This is a genomic window from Streptosporangium sp. NPDC049078, from assembly GCF_040648855.1.
In the GTDB taxonomy this organism is placed as follows: domain Bacteria; phylum Actinomycetota; class Actinomycetes; order Streptosporangiales; family Streptosporangiaceae; genus Streptosporangium.
The window spans coordinates 41014-59177 of sequence record NZ_JBEZEL010000003.1; the positions used below are offsets into that span (position 1 = coordinate 41014).

At 65.2% G+C, this 18164-nt stretch carries 11 protein-coding genes; 8 read left to right on the top strand and 3 right to left on the bottom strand.

Going from position 1 to position 18164, the window contains the following annotated elements:
- Window positions 1–212 precede the first annotated feature (212 nt).
- The 6 genes from AB0B90_RS05385 to AB0B90_RS05410 all read left to right on the top strand — a co-directional run bounded on the left by AB0B90_RS05385 (window position 213) and on the right by AB0B90_RS05410 (window position 5787).
- The gene (locus tag AB0B90_RS05385; RefSeq protein WP_362920927.1) at window positions 213–1358 is read left to right on the top strand and encodes an ABC transporter ATP-binding protein; all 1146 of its coding nucleotides are present in this window, start codon (window positions 213–215) and stop codon (window positions 1356–1358) included.
- Complete coding sequence (locus AB0B90_RS05390; protein WP_350947515.1) at window positions 1351–2013, top strand: ABC transporter permease; 663 nt, start codon at window positions 1351–1353, stop codon at window positions 2011–2013. Before AB0B90_RS05385 ends, AB0B90_RS05390 begins: the two co-directional genes overlap by 8 nt.
- 112 nt (window positions 2014–2125) lie before the next feature.
- Entirely contained in the window at window positions 2126–2797 is a 672-nt protein-coding gene (locus AB0B90_RS05395; protein ID WP_350947516.1) for an ABC transporter permease, read from the top strand.
- Between the two features lie 36 nt (window positions 2798–2833).
- Complete coding sequence (locus AB0B90_RS05400) at window positions 2834–3757, top strand: ABC transporter substrate-binding protein (RefSeq protein ID WP_350947517.1); 924 nt, start codon at window positions 2834–2836, stop codon at window positions 3755–3757.
- Window positions 3758–4209: 452 nt separating this feature from the next.
- On the top strand, window positions 4210–4740 hold the full coding sequence (locus tag AB0B90_RS05405) for a hypothetical protein (protein ID WP_362920929.1): 531 nt from the start codon (window positions 4210–4212) through the stop codon (window positions 4738–4740).
- A gap of 18 nt (window positions 4741–4758) precedes the next feature.
- Window positions 4759–5787, top strand: coding sequence for a peptidase (locus AB0B90_RS05410; protein WP_362920931.1), 1029 nt, complete (start codon window positions 4759–4761; stop codon window positions 5785–5787).
- A 35-nt stretch (window positions 5788–5822) separates the two neighbouring features.
- Here AB0B90_RS05410 and AB0B90_RS05415 read toward each other — a convergent pair whose 3' ends face one another.
- Window positions 5823–6473 carry an ATP-binding protein gene (locus AB0B90_RS05415; RefSeq protein ID WP_362920933.1) on the bottom strand — a complete coding sequence of 217 codons (651 nt, stop codon included), beginning with the start codon at window positions 6471–6473 and terminating at the stop codon, window positions 5823–5825.
- 583 nt (window positions 6474–7056) lie between these two features.
- Here AB0B90_RS05415 and AB0B90_RS05420 point away from each other — a divergent pair.
- The gene (locus AB0B90_RS05420; RefSeq protein ID WP_350947521.1) at window positions 7057–8406 is read left to right on the top strand and encodes a helix-turn-helix transcriptional regulator; all 1350 of its coding nucleotides are present in this window, start codon (window positions 7057–7059) and stop codon (window positions 8404–8406) included.
- Between the two features lie 171 nt (window positions 8407–8577).
- On the top strand, window positions 8578–9675 hold the full coding sequence (locus AB0B90_RS05425) for an IS630 family transposase (protein WP_350947522.1): 1098 nt from the start codon (window positions 8578–8580) through the stop codon (window positions 9673–9675).
- A gap of 603 nt (window positions 9676–10278) precedes the next feature.
- On the opposite strand, the gene AB0B90_RS05430 is transcribed toward AB0B90_RS05425, so the two are convergent.
- The gene (locus AB0B90_RS05430) at window positions 10279–10752 is read right to left on the bottom strand and encodes a hypothetical protein (RefSeq protein ID WP_350947523.1); all 474 of its coding nucleotides are present in this window, start codon (window positions 10750–10752) and stop codon (window positions 10279–10281) included.
- Between the two features lie 144 nt (window positions 10753–10896).
- The gene (locus AB0B90_RS05435; RefSeq protein WP_362920936.1) at window positions 10897–18138 is read right to left on the bottom strand and encodes a LamG-like jellyroll fold domain-containing protein; all 7242 of its coding nucleotides are present in this window, start codon (window positions 18136–18138) and stop codon (window positions 10897–10899) included.
- Window positions 18139–18164 lie beyond the last annotated feature (26 nt).

The window sequence follows — 18164 nt, forward strand, 5'->3', positions numbered from 1 at the left end:
CCGGCAATGTGGGTAATCATGTCAAGTCATGGGCACCTCCCGCACTACTCAATGCCCTTTTGTTGAGAAATACACTTGTGGATCTGCTTCGGAGCTGGTTGGGGAAAGCCTGGAAGACAGATCGGAGATGAGGGGCATAGGCTGACCTGTGCTGGATCATGGGGACGGTTGTGGCAGGGGAGCCGTAACCCTGCGAAAACAAGAGGTTGCGCATGATCACATTCAACGGTGTCACCAAGCGCTACGCCGACGGGACCGTCGCCGTGGACAACCTGAGCCTTGAGGTGCCGACCGGGGAGATAACCGTCTTCGTCGGTCCCTCGGGATGCGGTAAGACGACGTCCCTCCGCATGATCAACAGAATGATCGACGCCTCGGAGGGACAGATCCTCCTCGACGGCGTCGACGTCAAGACCATCGACCCGCCGACCCTGCGCAGGGGCATCGGCTACGTCATCCAGCAGGCCGGGCTCTTCCCGCACCGCAAGATCGTCGACAACGTGGCGACGGTGCCCCTGCTGCTCGGCTGGGACAAGAAGAAGGCGCGCGACCGCGCGATGGAGCTGCTGGAGCGGGTCGGGCTCGACCCCAAGATGGCCGGCCGCTACCCCTTCCAGCTCTCCGGCGGGCAGCAGCAGCGCGTCGGCGTGGCCCGCGCGCTCGCCGCCGACCCGCCCGTACTGTTGATGGACGAGCCGTTCAGCGCGGTCGACCCGATCGTCCGTACGAGCCTTCAGGAGGAGCTCCTGCGGCTCCAGGCCGAGCTGAACAAGACCATCGTGTTCGTCACCCACGACATCGACGAGGCCGTCAAGCTCGGTGACCGGGTCGCCGTGCTCCGGGTCGGGGGCCACCTCGCCCAGCTCGACGACCCCGCGACGCTGCTGGCTCGGCCCGCCGACGACTTCGTCCGCGAGTTCCTGGGCCGAGACCGGGGCATCCGGCGGCTGTCGTTCGTCTCGGACGAGGGAGTACGGCTCCGCACCGACCTGCTCGTCCCCGCCTCCACCGACATCGCCACGGCACGTGCCACCGGCGAGCCGTGGCTCGCCGTGGTGGACGGGGAGAACCGGCCGCTGGGCTGGGCCGCCGTCAAGGACCTGCCCGAGTCGGGCACCCTCGCCGACACCGAACTCGCGCCGTACGGGACCTTCGTCAGCGGACGCGACTCGCTGCGCGCCGCGCTGGACGCGACGCTGCTGACCCCGTCGGGCAGCGCCGTCGCGGTGGACGAGTCGGGCAAGGCCGTGGGCGTCGCCACCCGCGAGGCGCTGGACGAGGCACTGGCCACGGTGGCGAGCAGCATCGGCGGCCCGTCGCGAGCCGCCGCCGCTCCCGCAGGGGGCGTCGATGGGTGACGAGCCCCTGGTCCGCTGGGACTGGATCGGGCGCAACTGGCCCACGATCCAGGGCCTGCTCGAAGACCACATCGTGATGGCGCTGGTGCCGATCCTCGTCGGACTGATCATCGCGCTCCCGCTCGGGCTGGCAGGGGTCCGCTGGCGCTGGCTCTACCAGCCGACCGTCGGCGTGATGAACGTGATCTACTCGCTGCCCTCGCTCGCCGTCTTCATCGTGCTCATCCCGATCACCGGCCTCGCCACCCGGATGACCGTGATGGTCCCGCTCACCTTCTACGCGATGGCGGTGCTGATCCCCGCCGTCGTCGACGGGCTGCGCTCGGTCCCCGACCATGTGCGCCAGTCCGCGGTGGCGATGGGCTTCACCCCGCTGCGCAGGCTGCTCCAGGTGGAGCTGCCGATCGCGGTACCGGTCGTGCTCGCCGGGCTCAGGGTGGCCACGGTCGCGAGCGTGAGCCTGGTCAGCGTCGGCGCGCTGGTCGGCAGGGGCGGGCTCGGCTACCTGTTCATCGACGGCTGGCAGCGGCAGTTCTACACCCCGATCGTCGTCGGCATCGTGCTGGTCGTGGTGCTCGCGGGGATCGCCGACCTGCTGCTCATCCTGGCGCAGCGCCTGCTCACCCCGTGGTCGAGGGCGAGGGGGTCCGCGTGAAACGGTTGATCGTGTCTCGTGCGGTCCTTGCGGCTCGACCGATCAGGTGGTGGATGTCGCTGACCTCGTTGATGACGCGGGTGTCGCGGGCGCCGCGGGTAAGGGGTGCCGCGTGAACTGGCTGCTCGACTTCTTCGGCGACCCGGCCAACTGGTCGGGACCCGACGGGATCCCCAACAGGCTGCTCGAACACCTGGAGTTCGCCGGTCTCTCGCTGCTCCTCGCCATGCTGATCGCGCTGCCGCTGGGGCTGTTGATCGGCCACACCGGCAGGGGCGCCCTGTTCGTCATCCTCACCGCCAACGCGGCCCGCGCTCTGCCGACGCTCGGCCTGCTCGTCCTCATCGTCCTGTTCCTGGGCGTCGGCACGAGCCTGCCGGTGCTCATCCCGCTGGTGGCGCTCGCCGTGCCGCCCATCCTGGTCAACACCTACGAGGGCATCCGAGGGGTCGACCCCGACCTGCGCGACGCCGCGTACGGCATGGGCCTGCGGGGCGGGCAGGTCCTGGGCCGGGTGCTGGTGCCGGTCGCGCTGCCGCTCATCCTGCTGGGTCTGCGCCTGGCGGCGATCCAGGTGGTGGCGACCGCGACGGTGGCCGCGTACGTAGGCTTGGGCGGTCTCGGCCGTTTCATCATCGACGGTCTCGCGACCAAGAATTTCCCGAGCACGATCGGCGGAGCGGTTCTCGTAGCACTGCTCGCGTTGATCGTTCAGCTCGGGTTCACCCTGGTACAGCGCGCAACGGTCTCCCCGGGGGTGAGCGAGCGCCAGGCCATCAGATAGTCTTCATTACCCCCCGTTTTGGAAGGGAATAGCACCATGAAGCGCCTGATCAGCACCGCGGCGATCCTCCTGTCCGCGGCGCTCACACTTACCGGATGCGGTGGCGGAGATCCGCTCACCAGCGCCTCCCCGGCCCCCGCCGAGTCCGGGTCCGCCGCCGCTCCCGCCGAAGGGGGGAAGGTCGTCATCGGATCGGCCAACTTCCCGGAGAACGTCCTGCTCGGCGAGATCTACTCCCAGGCCCTGGCGGCGAAGGGAGTCGAGGTCGAGGAGAAGTTCAACATCGGCAGCCGCGAGGTCCTGTACGACCAGATCAAGAGCGGCGGCCTCACCATCCTGCCGGAGTACATCGGCTCCCTGCTCGCCTTCGTCGACAACACGACCACGGCGAAGTCCAAGGACGACGTCGTCGCCGGCCTCAAGGAGAAGCTCCCCGCCGAGCTTGAGGTCCTCACCCCCGCCGCGGCCGAGGACAACAACTCGCTGACCGTCACCAAGGAGACCGCCACCAAGGACGGCCTCACCACGATCGAGGACCTGGTCAAGGTCGCCAAGAACTACTCGGTGGGCGGTCCGCCGGAGTTCCAGACCCGCCAGGAGAAGAACTTCAAGGACACCTACGGCCTGGAGTTCAAGGAGTGGAAGAAGACCGGCGACGCCACCGCCGACGCCATCAAGGACGGCACCGTCCAGGTCGGCAACGTCTTCACCACCGACCCGAAGATCATCGTGAACGACCTCGTCTCCCTTGAGGACAACAAGAGCGCCTTCGCCGCGGAGAACATCGCCCCCCTGGTCAACAAGGCCGGCGTGAACGACACGGTGCGGACGACCCTCGACGCGGTCTCCGCCAAGCTGGACACCGCCGGCCTGGTCGCGCTGATGAAGCGCGTCGCGGTCGACAAGGACGACGCCGAGGCGGTCGCCAAGGACTGGCTCACCCAGAACGGCCTGCTCTAGGTTTTTGTCGGCGGTCCCAACGGTTTCACAAAGGTCCCAAAGGAAGGCGGGTGGACATCCACCCGCCTTCCGGCGTTCCCACCGGCTGTCGTCGGACCGGTGGCGCGCCTACCGGTCGGCGGCACAGGCGGGCGCGGCACCATGATCGGGCTCTCAATGCCCCAATGAAGCGCCGTTGCCCTCAGGCCCGCCAAGGAAGTAATTCGAGCAGAAGAGAAACACACACGAGCTCACCCTCCGGCGAACGGATGCCCGGATTCCATGCCTTTCGGCATTTCACTGTCATGGAACGGTGTTGTGCCGAATGCGCGCGTCGTGTCCTACACCTTGTGTCGCTACGGAGAGTTATCGTCTGCTGCGAAGTGTGGCGGTATGCCTGCGGGCTTGCCCCTTGGATCAGGCGTCCGAGCTGCGCTTCGCTTCTCACATCCGCTTGAACATAGGACCAAAAGATGCGTAAACCGCTTTTGGCGATCGCTACCGTCGTCGCCGGCCTCGGCCTGGCCGCGGCGACAGCTCTGCCCGCCCTGGCCGTGGACACCATCGTCACGTTCTCGATCACGACCGCCGGTCTGACGATCAGTGCGCCGTCGACGGCGAACCTCGGCTCGGTGGCCGCCGGTGCCACCAGCATCTCGGGGCAGATCGGCCCGGTCACGGTGACCGACGATCGCGCCACCCTGAACGGTTCCTGGAACGCGAGCGTCATCTCCACCGACTTCACCACCGGCGGAGGGACAGCGCCAGAGACCATCGGAAACATCAATGTCTCCTATTCCCCCGGATCGGCCACCGCCACGACGGGCCAGGGAACCTTCACGCCGGGTCCCGGTGGCATCATCAACGTGCCGCGCGTCGCGTTCACCGGCACCAACCTCGTCGGTAACAACACCGCCACCTGGAATCCAACGCTCACCGTGACGATTCCGACCACGGCCGTCGGAGGAACCTACTCCGGCACCGTCACCCACTCGGTCGGCTGAGCGGAGCCGGCGACAATCGTGCGTCTGCCTACCATCGTTACGGGGCTGCTGGTGGCCGGGATTCTCACCCTGGCCACCGGCACGCTCGACGCGCCCGCGCAGGCGGCGGCTCGATCATCGGAGAGCGGCATCGGGATCCGCCTGCTCGAAGCGCCGGTCGCGGCCCGAGCCGACAAGCGGGCATGGGCCTACATCGTCGATCACCTCGCGCCGGGTACCGTCATCCATCGGCGGGTCGAGGTGTTCAACACGACCGGCTCACCCAAGCAGCTCTCTATTTACTCGGCCGCGGCACAGATCAGCGACCGGAAATTCCAGTTCGCCGATGATCACACCGCCAATGAGCTGTCCGCCTGGACCAGCATGGACCGGCATGAGGTGGTCTTGCCCCCAGAGGGCCGCGCGCCGGTCACCGTGACCGTCGCCGTGCCAGATGATGCCGCTCCCGGAGAGCGCTACGCCATGATCTGGGCCGAGACTGCCAAGGCCGCGCCGCCCGGTGGCGGCCTCGCCCAGATCAACCGCGTCGGTATCCGGCTCTACTTGGACGTCGGTCGCGGCAACCCGCCGCCATCGGACTTCACCATCGACTCGCTGACGGCCCAGCGCTCACCGGACGGTCAGCAGGCCGTCATGGCGCAGGTGCACAACACCGGGGGCCGCGCCCTCGACCTGAGCGGCGACCTGAAACTGACCAGCAGCTCCGGAAGCCAGCACCACAGCGCGGGTCCGTACAGGGTCCAAACGGGCACGACGCTCGCTCCCGGTGACACGGGATCCGTCACCGCCACCCTCACCGAGCAGGTGCCCGATGGCCCGTGGCGTGCCCGTATGCGCCTGGAGAGCGGGCTGACGAAACGCAGCGCCGAAGCGACCATCCGGTTTCCCGCCGCAGGCGCGGCGCGAGCGGTCAAGGCGGAGATGGACACGGACCCCTACCTCATGGTGGCACTCGCCGTCGGTGCCTTCCTCGCCGTACTCGCGGCGATCACGTTCCTGCTGATCCAGCGGAAACGCCGTTCACGCAGGGAGCCGAGCAACGCTTGACATGCTCTTCGGCAGGTGTCCCCCTTTGGTGAGGGCTACCTGATCCGGGTGGTGGTCTGGTTCGAGCGGAGCTCGAACCAGATGACGGTTCCTGTGGGGTCGCGGTGGAATCCCCAGCGGGTGGCGAGGTCGTTGACGAGGAGGAGTCCTCGGCCGCCGGTGGTCTCTGGGCTTGGCTTTCCGGTGCAGGGGATCTGTGAGGCGCCGGGGTCCTGGACGGTGATGAGCACGCCGTGGGAGAGGAAGGCCACCGTGACGACGAACTCCGGTGTTCGCTCGACCGGCCCCGCGTCGTGCTCGTACGGTCTTGTGTCGTGCGGTCCGGTGTCGTCGTACGGCCCCGCGTTGTACGGTCCGGCGTCGGTGGCTTCGGTGTCTGCCGGTTGCGCATCGAGTGGTCCTCTGGCGTGTTCGACGGCGTTGGTGGCGAGTTCGCTGGTGAGGAGCATGGCGTCGTCGCGGAGCGGGTGGTCGTCGCCGAGGAGTTCGGCGACGAAGGCGCGTGCGGGTCTGACCTGGTCGGGGGTGGCGGCGAACCGTTGAGAGATGACGGGCGTGTGGCCGAGGGACTCCGGCCAGCCGGGGATCCGTCCCGGGTGCGGTGACCGTACGGCATCGGTGGTCGTCGTGGTGCGGAGGCGGTCAGCGAGTACGCCGACGAGCAGGGACAGGAATTGCGCTGCCATCTTGCCCACCTCCCTTGCCCTCGCTCCTGTCGAACCGGATGTTTGCAGTGGCTCTGCTCTCCTTGCTGGGGCCTTTGGCCTGCGGGGCGTGAGTGTCTGCGCCGAGGATGAGGGGTGCCGACTGCTCAGGGATGAGGTGGGGGCGGAAGTCCTCAATGTGCTGTATCTGTGCGGCGAGTTCGGTGGGGGTGTCGGCTTCGATCAGGCCGACGCGCTGTTGGCACCAGGTGGGAGGCAGTGCCCACCAGCGTCTGGTGGCCTTGCCGTACCAAAGACACCAGCCGGTGAACCGCAATGCCAGTGCGCGCGGTACTCGGCCGTAGTCATCGCAGGCGGTTCCCTCCTCCCGGGAGGGCTCTATGGCTCGGCAGGGGTTCACGGTGATCACTGATGGGGAGTCGCCCGGCATATCTGCTCCAGGTGAGGTCGAGTAACTCTGTGTAATTCCCTTCCAAGAGAACCGCAGGTGAGTGACCATGGAAGGAGCCTCACAGGGGCCCGGATCGAGGGGCCGCCCTGAAGCCGAGTCAGTCGCTGGGGGCCGCTTCCTGGCCTACAGATGGTGCGCGAAAGGAGCCAGGGTGTGGAAGGTCTGACGATCGAGGAACTGATCAAGCAGTCCCGGCAGGCCAAGGGCCTCACCCAGGCGAGTCTCGCCGATCGGCTTGCACGGGTGTCCGGGCAGGCCACGATCACTCGCAATGAGGTCTCCCGCTGGGAGCGCGGCAAGCGGCTGCCCCTGGCCTGGTTGCCGTGGTTGAGCATCGTGCTCGATCTGCCTCTGGCGATGCTCGACCAGGCGGTTGTCCTGTCTCGCGCCAAGCGACTGGGTATCACCCCGCCGAGCGTGAACGGTGATCGCCTGACGCTGTTCAGTGACGGGTGGACGCGAGAGAGCAACGAGGCGATGGCCGCCGGGCTGGCCGCCGAGAGCGAGGCCTTGTCGGAGGAGTCCGCGCTTCGCGTCGCCCACGAGTGGCTGATCGTGGAGGCACCGCAGCTCCACGAGATCCGCTCGGGACGTCGCGTCGGGCATTCACTGATCGACAAGATCGAGACCAGAGTCGATCATCTGCGCCACCTCGACGACTACGTGGGGGGTACGGATCTGCATGCACTCGTCTCCCAGGAGTTGGAGGCGACCGTCACGGTCGTCAGGGAGGCCGCCTACCGCGAGGATGTGGGCCGCCGTCTGCTGAAAGCGGTGGGAGAGCTCTGCCAGCTCGCGGGATGGGTGACCTCTGACGCCGGACTCTACGATCGCGCCCGTACCTACTACGTCCAAGGCATCCAGGCCGCGCACGTCGCCCAAGACGAGCCGACGGCGGCCAATCTGCTGTCCTCGCTGAGCTACCAGATGGCCAACGTGGGAGACCCCAGACAAGCGGCCACGATAGCCCGTACAGCGGTCAAGGGCGCCGAGCGATCAAGCACCCCGCTCACCCGTGCTCTACTGCTGGAACGAGTGGCCTGGGCACACGCCAAAGCGGGAGATTCGACGATCACCGAACGGGCACTCGGCGAGGTCGACCGGGTGTTCGAGCAGCACGGGGACGGAGACGAGGACCCCAAATGGGTCTACTGGCTGGACCGAGGCGAGGTCGACGTGATGGCCGGCCGATGCTTCACCGAACTCGGCCGCCCGCTCAAGGCCGAACCGCTGCTCACCCAGGGCCTCGACACTTACGACGCCACGCGCGCCCGAGAGTTTTCGCTCTACCTGAGCTGGCTCGCCGACGCCTACGCCCAAGCCCGCGAGATCGAGCAGGCCACGGAGGCCGCTGCGAAGTCGTTGAACCTCGCGGTCAAAGTCAACTCAGCCCGCGTCACCGACCGCATGGAAGCCATCCGCTCCCGTCTCCACCCCTTCGCGGACACCGCCGCAGTCCGAAGATTCGAAGACCTCTATCAATCGACAATGGAAGCGTCCTGAGGCCGACAGTACGACTCCGACGTAATGGAAATTGGGAAAAATGCCAACACGTCAGGGTTGTGAGTTGGGATGAAGGTGATCATAGTGGCGTGTCACTGAACCTTGCTGGGCTATTTGATCTCGGCGGGTGAGCAGGCCAGCCTGGTCCCGGAGTAGTTCTGGGAGGTGGTCATGGCACGTAAACCCGAGGTGTTCGTCCGTGCGCTGACGATGGAGGAAGGACGGCGCCTGCAAAGGATCACCCGATCGGCCAAGGATCCGGTGAAGCTGCGGCGGGCGATCGTGGTGCTGATGTCCGCACAAGGACAGTCGGCTTCGGCGATCACGTCGTTGATGCAGGTCAGTGACGACTACGTGCGCCAGGTGGTGCACGCGTTCAACGAGCGGGGGTTCGAGGCCTTGGACCCAAAATGGAGCGGGGGTCGTCCACGCATGATCAGTGAGTGGGTGCGCGAGCGCATCTGCCTGATCGCCCGGACGACCCCCGCCGAGTGGGGCCTCACCGGCTTTTCCACCTGGAGCCTGTCCAAGCTCGCCGCCCACCTGATCGAGCTGCGGCTGGTGACCTCGATCAGCCGCCAGCACCTGGCGCGGATCCTCAAGGCCGGCAAGGTGTCATGGCAGACCACCACGGCATGGAAGAGCAGCAACGACACCGACTTCGTCACCAAGATGCAGCGCATCCTGGCCCTGTACGACGCCCCGCCACAGGGTGGGCGGGTGGTGTGCTTGAATGAGTTCGGCCCCTTGAACCTACAACCCCGCAAGGGCAAGACCTGGCGGCCAGGTAAGAGGTCCCGCCGCCTGCGGGCCACCTACAACCGCTACAGCGGGGTCATGCACCTGCTCGGCGCCCTGGACCTGGCCACCGGGAAGATCCACTACCGGATCCGTGAACGCAAACGCTGGCGCGAGTTCCTGTCGTTCATCAAGTCCCTGCGCGAGCGCTGGCCCGCAGGCACGATCCACCTGATCGTGGACAACTACTCGCCGCACAAGCATCCCCAGGTCAAAGCCTGGGCCGCCGCCAACGACGTCGAGCTGGTGTTCCTGCCGACCTACGCCTCCTGGCTGAACTGGATCGAGTCCGAATTCGCCGCTTTGCGCTATTTCGCCCTCAACGGCACCAACCGCCGCAGCCACCCCGAGCAGAACGCTGCCATCGCCGCCTACATCCGCTGGCACAACCGGCACGCCCAGCCCAAGGTCAGCTTCGCGGCCAGCTCCCCGATCCGCTCATGGACCAGTTATCCCACCAAGGTTGCGTGACACGCCAATAGCTGCCGCTTGGCGACCATGCCAGCATGGGCTCGGCCAGCGGATCACTGAAAGGGTTCATCCTGTTCCGCAGGTGCTCGATGGTGGTCTTCGTGTCATCGGCGAAACACACGCCCAGCCGCAGCAGCGAATCAGGCGGCTGAGCTTTCGTTGCGCGGCCGAAATTCCGCCCACCCGGCACGACAGCCGGGCTACCACCCCGAGCATGAAGCGAAATCAACTCTTGGTCGAATGCCGCAGCCGACCATACGAAGATCATAAAGATCGTGGCTGAATATGACCGATTGACTGATGCTGTATAAATTCACGCATAAGTCGGTGGTTGGGCTCAGAGCCGTCGGCCCGTCGCACTGATGAAGTGTGTCCGGGTCGGCAAGGACTGACTCCCTCAGAATTTCTGACTCTAGCGGCAGCGATTCACTTCTGTAGTGGCCTTGGTGGAGGGGGGCGGGTGAACATCCATCTGTGTCTTGGAGCTTTCCTCAGTTGCATCCTTTCTCCTTGCCGAGATTCCAGATGCCGCTACCTGGTTTCAATGACGTTCCCGCCGGCGCTCTGCTTTTAATGTGCACTTATCATATACGGCAAAAAGGGTCAACAGGTGTAACTGTCGTCGGTCCAGCAATCGTCAATGGCTTGCATGGAAATCATCCAAGGCGTATCGGCCTCCTTGCTGAGGTTCATGCCGATACGTCGCTTTCCGGACTGTATGGCCATTGTGGGATTGCAGGTCGGTCCGCAGGGCATGAATTTATCGACATTCGATGACCATCCAGCCTTCGTGAATGCGTTTCGAACTTCATTCTTCGTTACGTTTGCATTCAGGGTGACATCCAGCCATGCCCCGTTGTTTGCGGAATCACATCCATTGCTTTCTTCAATGGAAAGTACAACTCTGTGATTTTTGAAAGCGGAATGGATCAGTCCGGCGAGCATCTTGTTTTCCTTATCTGCCCTCGCCCAGCAGGTCTCGGACTGATTTTCTCCAGAGCAGGCTGCCAGGCCAGCGGCGAAAAATACGATCACCGACACGGTGCTCAGTGATTTCACAAGACCTTCTTGCAGCACACGATCTCCTTAATGTGATAGTCGTTGAAAATTTCAATTGAAAGTCGTTCCCTCCTGTTGGGCATTAATATTATTGGTGGCGGGTCGGAGGAGTGACTGAATTCGATGTCATCAGATCTAACCACCTCGTGTGCGATCTCGGCTTCACCTTATGATGATGTATTGGTGAAAACTGACGATCTGTGGTTGTGTCCATTCGCGGGCGCTGCTCGTATATCTAAATGATTCCGAACTCAGGTTCCAAACGTACGACTCCCATGTTTCGGCGGAGTTTATTTCAAAGTTACGCGTGGGCTTGTCGCAGTTTCCGGGATTCCATACTTCGCATGGTATGCCAGACTCAACGCTCCAGATGTTGGCTGCGTTTTCGATATGCCAGAAGTCGTAGTGGCCGCTGTAGCTTTTCGTGCACGGTCCAGACATGCACTCGGCGTCAATCTTTGCCTGGTCTCTTACTTTTTTGGATTCGCGCTTCCGTTCCGCATTGCTTCTCTTGCTTCCGGGAGGCCGGCCTGCGTAGTAATGTTCAGGGCATGAATTAGCTTTGAGAATTCCTTCACTGCACATCTCATCAATTCCTACAGCATACAGATAGTTCAACCAGGCATCGTCTCCATGAGTCGACTTTATGTCTCTCAATATTTTTTGGTGTTCGTAGGTATACTTTCTGGCGAAAGCGTTGATGCGCTGGTCGAAGTCGGTGTCACTTTCCTTCCCCTGCCTCTTTTTTTCATCGTCTTTGCCCTTCTCGTAGTCGGGTCTGAACCTTTCGTGACTATCCCCAAGCTTCTTGGCGATGTCGGCACCAAACTGCATCATAATTCTGACCTGCCAGATGAAGTGGCGAATCGCATTTCTTCTTTTGGTTTCCTTGTTGCCCTCTTTTCCGTTAACGAATTCTTCGGTTTCGTTGGTTATCAATGCTGCTTGCGCGCATTTTGTCCAGTGCATCACCGTCATGCAATATCCCCCCTCTTTGAAAGTTGAGGGTTTCGGGTAGTGCCCTGTAGGGTCTTCGTTTCCGAGTGGATCTGAATTTCCATATGTGTAGCGGTTTATTTGATTGGAAGGTTCAGGAGAAAGAGTCCAGTCATCGCGGGAGGTGAAGGCGCCGGTGCCGGGCTGGTACCAGCGGGCGTGCATGTTGACCTTGCCCGTGTCCGGGTCGGTGTACTCACCCTGGTAGCCGAGGGCGCGCTGGGTGCCGGAGCGGTGGGTGACCTTGCCGAAGGGGTCGTAGGCCGTCGAGTCGACCAGGGCGGTGCCGGAGAAGGTGCCCACCACGTCACCGTGCAGGTCTGTCATCGTGGCGAGCGCGGGGATCGCGCCCTCCTGCAGACTCAGCAGGCCGCCGAAGGGGTCGCGGCCGTACTTGGCCTGGACAGCGCCCACACCGTCGGTGGTGGTGGTGATGTCGTTGGTCAGCCCGGAGTAGACGAAGCGCTGCTGGGCGGCGCCCTTGGTGCGTGAGGTCATCCGGTCCAGGGCGTCGTAGCCGTAGGTGGCCTCTCCATCGGAGACGAGGCGGTCGAAGGCGTCGAAGGCCAGATCGCGGGTGACACCGGCTTTGGTCTCGGTGGCGAGGGTGCCGCGGGGGGCGTAGGTGTAGTCGACTCCAGCGCCGGAGGTGAGCCGGTTGCGCTGGTCGTAGGCAAAGGTGTCGGCCCCGGACTTGGTGCGGTTGCCGGAGGCGTCCCACTCATAGGCGGTGACGGCGCCACCGGGCGCGGTCCAGGAGGTCAGCCGTCCGGCGCGGTCGTAGCCGTAGGTGTTGGTTCCGGCTCCGGCGGTGCCGGTGGTGGTCTTGCTGGTGAGGTTGTCGTCCTTGTCCCACCCATAGACGATCTTCGACAGTTCGGTGCCGGAGTTGTTCTTCACCGCTTGGGAGGTGAGCCGATCCATGCTGTCGTAGCCGTAGGTCTGGGTGCCGACCGGGTTGGCGGAGGTTTTGCTGGTGAGCCGGTTGGCGTTGTCGTAGCCGTAGGTCCAGGTGCGGCCGGTCACCGGGTCGCTGGCGGTGCTGAGCCGGTCGACGGCGTCCCAGGTGTAGGTGGCCGTCCCGGTCGGGTCAACGCGCTGGGTGAGGTTACCCGTGGCGTCGTAGGCGTAGGCGGCGACCTGATTGGTGGCCTTGGAGACCTTGGTCAGCAGGCTACGGTCGTTGTATTCCAGGCTGTAGTCACCGATCGCGGTCACTCGCCCGGCCTGGTCGTAGGTGACCGCACGGTTCACGGTGGCCATCGCCGCGCCGCTGCCGGTCTCGGCGGTCATCCGGTCCAGATGGTCGAACGTGCGATCCAGGCGCACCCCGCCCGGTTGCAGGGTGGCGGTGGCGTTGCCGGAGGCGTCGTAGAGGTTGGTCCAGGTGCGGTCCGCGGCGCCTGGGTGGGCGGTGGTGGCTGGTTCGATGACGGATTCAACCAGGCCGAGGGTGTTGTAGGTGGTCCAGGTGGCGTTGCCGCGGCCGTCGGTGGTGCGGGTACGCGCCCCGCTCGCGTCGTAGCCGAACGTCGAGGTGATCGACGAGGTCGCCGAGACCGGTTCGATCAGCGAGGTCAGCCGCCCCGCGCCGTCGAACGTGCGCTGGGTGGTGTGGCCTTCGGCGGAGGTGGTGCTGGTCGGGTTACCGGCCGCGTCGTAGCCGAAGCCGACCGTGCGCAGCACCGTGCCGGTGCCGCTGAGGTCCTTGGCGGAGACCTTGCGGCCGGCGAGGTCGTAGGCGACCTCGGTGGCGTTGCCGAGTGCATCGGTCACCTTCGTCTGCCGGCCCATCAGGTCATAGCCGAAGGCGGTGGTGCGGCTGGCCGGGGCACTGGTGGTGGGGGTGGCCGGGGCGACGGTGGCGGTGACTTCTCCGGCGGCGTTGACCGTGTAAGTGGTGGTCTTGTTACCGGGCGCGACGCGTTTGGTGAGGTTGCCGGCGGTGTCGTAGGTCAAAGCGGTGGTGTGCGCGACGGTGGCGGGGGTGCGCTCGATCACGGTCTGGGTGATCTGCCGGCCCAGGTCGTCGTAGGTGGCCTCGTTCCGGGCGCCGGTGGGATCGGTCGCCGCGACCTGTTCACCCAGCAGGTTGTACTCGCCCACCCAGGCGCCGCCTGGCCCCGACGGGCCGGGTTCGGTGACCTTGACCGGGCGCCCCAGCGCGTCGTAGACAGTGGAGGTGACGTGGTTGCGCGGGTCGGTGACCGTGGTCTGCCGCCCGGCCTCGTCGTAGCCGAAACTCACCGTCGGGGTGATCGCGCTGCCGCCCGGCGGGGTGTAGGACGCGCCGACGGTCGAGGTCAGCCGCCCGGCCTTGTCGAAGACAGAGGTGGTGGTGCGCCCTTCGGCATCGACGAGGTGGGTCTGCTCGCCCGCGCTGTTGTAGCCGTACTTCACGGTGGGCTGCCCGATGGCGGCGGTGGTGCTGTTCTTTTCGATCGTCACCTGCGCGGCCTTGGTCTCCATCAACCGTCCGGCCAGGTCGTAGCGCATCGTGGTGGTGAAGTCCGCAGCCGTGGCGCCGGAGGCGTTCCCACGCGGGTCGGTAGTCGCGCTCAGCAGGCCCCGGTCGTCGTAGAGGTTGGTGGTGATCAGGTCGTCGGTGCCGTTCTCCACCGTCTGCCGGGTCACCTGATTCAACACGTTGTGGGCATACGAGACCGATTCGGTGCGGGTGGTGCCGGTCGCGGTAGAGGTCTTCTTCGTGACGTTGTCGACCGCGTCGTACTCGAAAGCGGTTTTACGCCCCAGAGCGGCGGGGTCGAATGTGATCGAGGTGAGGCGGTTCGCGGCATCGTAGACGGACTGGACGGTGACTTTGCCGCCGCCGCTGACTTGGCGGACGAGATTACCGGCCGGGTCATACTCATTTGACTGCAGCACCACGTCGTCCAGGCTGGTCAAGCCGTTGAGGCGTACATCGTCGCCGATCATCTCGGACAGACGGTTATCGGCGAAGTAGTTGTAGGAGGTCTTACGACCCATCGCGTCGACCTGACCCGCCAGGCGTCCGGCGGGGTCGTAGGAGAGCGCCTGCAGCACCACATCGCGAGCGGCCTGCGGGGCGACCGGGCTGCCGGTCCAGTTCTTGAGCGTCACGGAGGCCGATTCGCCGCGTTTGGTGTATGCGTAGGTCAAGACGGTGCCCACCGGATCGGTCGTCGAGGCCAGGGCGCCGGTGACGTCCCAAGTGGAGCGGGTCACGCCGCCTTCGGGATTGGTGACCGTCTCTGTTCGCCCTCTGGTGTCATAGGTATAGGTGATGTTGCGCGCCGGGTCACCACCGGTCAGATCCAAGAACGTCTCGGTGAGCTTGTTACCGTCCGCGTCGTAGGTGTAGGTGGTCTTGGTGGTGTGGGTGACGTTGGTGACCTCGTTCTTCACCCCGGGAGCAGTCTGCGTCAGCGGGCGCCCGAGCTCGTCGTAGGTGAACGTCGTGGTGACACCGGTGGGATGGGCTGCCGATATTTCGGTTCGCGAGGTCACCCGGCCCAGCGCGTCATGGGCGAACTTCGTTATCAGTCCGGACGGGCTGGTCTGCTCGACCAGGTCACCATCGGCGCTGTAGCGGTAGGTCGTCTCGTTGCCCTTGGCATCCTTGCTGGACTTGTTCAGACCCGCTGGTGTGGTGCCGCCGCCGATGGCGGGTTCGGTGCCGTCGGTGTAGGTGGTGCTGGTGGAGCGGCCGTTCGGGAAGTCCGGGGTGGCCGGGGTGGTCTGCTTGAGCATCTCGCCGTGCTGGTTGTACTCCCGCTTGGTCGCGTAGGTGTTGTCGGTGGCGCTGGACGAACGCGCGTCCCGCGAGGCGATCGGCCGATCATTGCGGGGGTCGAACTGGTTGTTGTTGTTCAGGTAGTACGCGTGATGATCGGTCTGACAGCTATTCGTCGTCCGACACTTCTTGGTTCTGAGAAGGTTGCCTCGTTTGTCGTTGAAATGTTCAGTTACGTTATTGTTCGGGTCTGTGATCTTGCTAATGAAGCCGCCGGTGTCGTAGGCGACTTTGGTGACCTTGGCGAGTTGGTCGGTCTGGCTGACCAGGCGGTAGCCGCGCCAGGCGTCGTAGACGTATTTCAGTGTCTCGGTGCGCGGGTCGGTAACTGTCACGGTCGACTCGCCGGTCGTCCGGTTGTAGGCCGGGGCCCCGATCTGCCAGGTGCCCCCGTTGGCGTCGATGTGCGTCTTGAGTCGTTCGGATGCCGAGTCGTAGGTGTTGGTCGCCCACACCCGGCCCGACGGCAGGGTGACCTTGGTCAGTTTGTTCGGGGCCTCAACGCGGGCGGCGAAGTGTGCCGCGACCTCGTCCGCGCTCAGTGGCCGGTCGTAGACCGCGAGCTCGTCGATGGACCCGGCCAGGCCACCGCCGATCCTGGTGGTGTCACGGGCCTCGGTGGCCACCGGCTGGGTCAGCGTCCCGACGGGCAGGCCATCCAGGTAGAGGGTCTGCTTGTTTCCGGTGAGTGTGAAAGCCAGGTGATGCCAGGTGCCGTTGTTCACCGCGGCGGGGGAGATGATGGGGGAGGAGGTCGGCCGCAGGGAGGCGCGCAGTTTGCCGTCCGTGCCCACCTGGATCATCGGATCCAGGGTGCCGAACTGCCCCGAGGACAGCAGGCGGCCCGTTCCGGTGGACTTGAACCACAGCTCGACCGTTCCCTGCTGGTGGATTCGTGGCATGAGCCCTGAGGGCACCTCCACATACCCCGAACTCGTCAGATCGACGGCAGTGTCGGTGGTGCCGGCCAGCGCTCCCGGACGCCCCCGCGTCGCTCCGGAGTAGGAGGCCGGGCCGGCGCCCCAGCCCAGATCGGCCGCGCTGCCGGAGGCGTCGCTCAGCCGCCAGTAGCCGAACGGGTCGGCGTCCTGGACCGAGCTGCGATACAGCGATCCGGCGCCGTACTCGAAGTCGGTGCACGCGCTCGTCGGCGCGCAGACCCTGGTCAGGCGGTCACCGGTGTAGGCGTAGGTCCAGGTCAGCGGGGATCCGTTCACAGGATCGGTCGACACCGCGGTGACGTTTGCTCCGGTCCAGGTGAACGACAGGGACCTGCCGCCGGCCGCGGTGACCGTGCTCAGCTTGCCGTCGGTGCCGTAGGTCATCTCCTGGCTGCGGCCACGGTCATCGGTCACCCTCAGTAGCCGCCCCTGGGCGTCGAAGACGTAGGAGGTCGACGACTTGTCCATCAGCCGCCAGCCGCCCCCGGTAACCGTCGCCAGGGTGGCGTACGTGCCCGACGGTGGCTGGAAGGTCCCGTCTCCCTTGTCGGCGAAGCGCACCGTACGCCCGTCGGGGTAGGTCACCAGGAGCGCCTCGAAGCCCCGGATCGTCTCCGGCACGACCCGCATGTCGAAACGGGTCGACCAGCCCGCTCCGAACGCGCCGTCGCGTCGGGGGTCCATGCTGTTGTAGGACCGCACCACCGACAGGGGCGGCCCTGCGCTGCCGACCGTCGCGTCGGTGAAGGTCGTCGTGTAGTTACCGGTGGACTGGTAGAACTCCTGGCCGTTGATCCCCCGAGTCGACAGATTGGAAGTGATCGTCGGCTGGCGGACCCCCATGGTGAAGGAGCGAGTCGAGGAGTAACGTCCCTGGCCGCCGATCGTGGAGGCGTCGCTGACGTACACCTGCCACCAGTACTCCTTGCCCCAGGCCAGCAACCCTTCGGGGAGCGTCCACTGGCCGTACAGTCCACAGCAGACATCGTCGTAGTCGTCGGAGTACACGCAATCGCCCGACATCGACGGGTTGTCACAGACCAGGAAGTCGAAGCTGGCGACGCCGCCGTCCCACGATGTCACCGTCGCCGACAGCGTCGGCTGCAGCGTCATCACCAGCGCCTCGTTGGCGGGGGTCATGGAGGTGACCGTGGGGGCGGGGGGCAGCGGACACGCTCCCCGGTCGGCCCACACCCACGAGAAGCTGTTCTCGGGGGGTGTGGTGTTGACAATCCCGGAAATCGCCTGCAGCGCCTCCCAGATCCGGCCGGCCGAGGCGACGCGCTCCCCTTGCGCGACCGAGTAATTGGACCGCCACGGTGAAACGCTCCCGCATGGGGGCGCCGCCAGCATGGCCGCCGATGTTTGCGCCGGAGACTCGGCCTGCTTCCGCTGTTTCTTGGAAGGGGGCGGGGCCGTCGTCGTGGAGGGTTGTGGCTCATTGACGAACCGGCCTTCGGGCGGCAACGCCTCCTTGGGCGGAGCGATCTCCGCCGTCGGGGACTTCACCTGCACCTTTGTCGAGGTGCGCTCCGTTTCCACCAGGGACGGAAAGCCCGCCGCCGAACCGGTCAACTGGTCAGGTGTGTCGGGAGGGCCTTGAAAGAGGGCGAGTGGTTGCACCGTCGCGGCGGACACTGGAAAGGCCTGGAACAGCAGCAGGCCCGGTAGCGCCGTCACCAGCACGGCCACCGCCGTCCAGGTTCTCACGACTACCG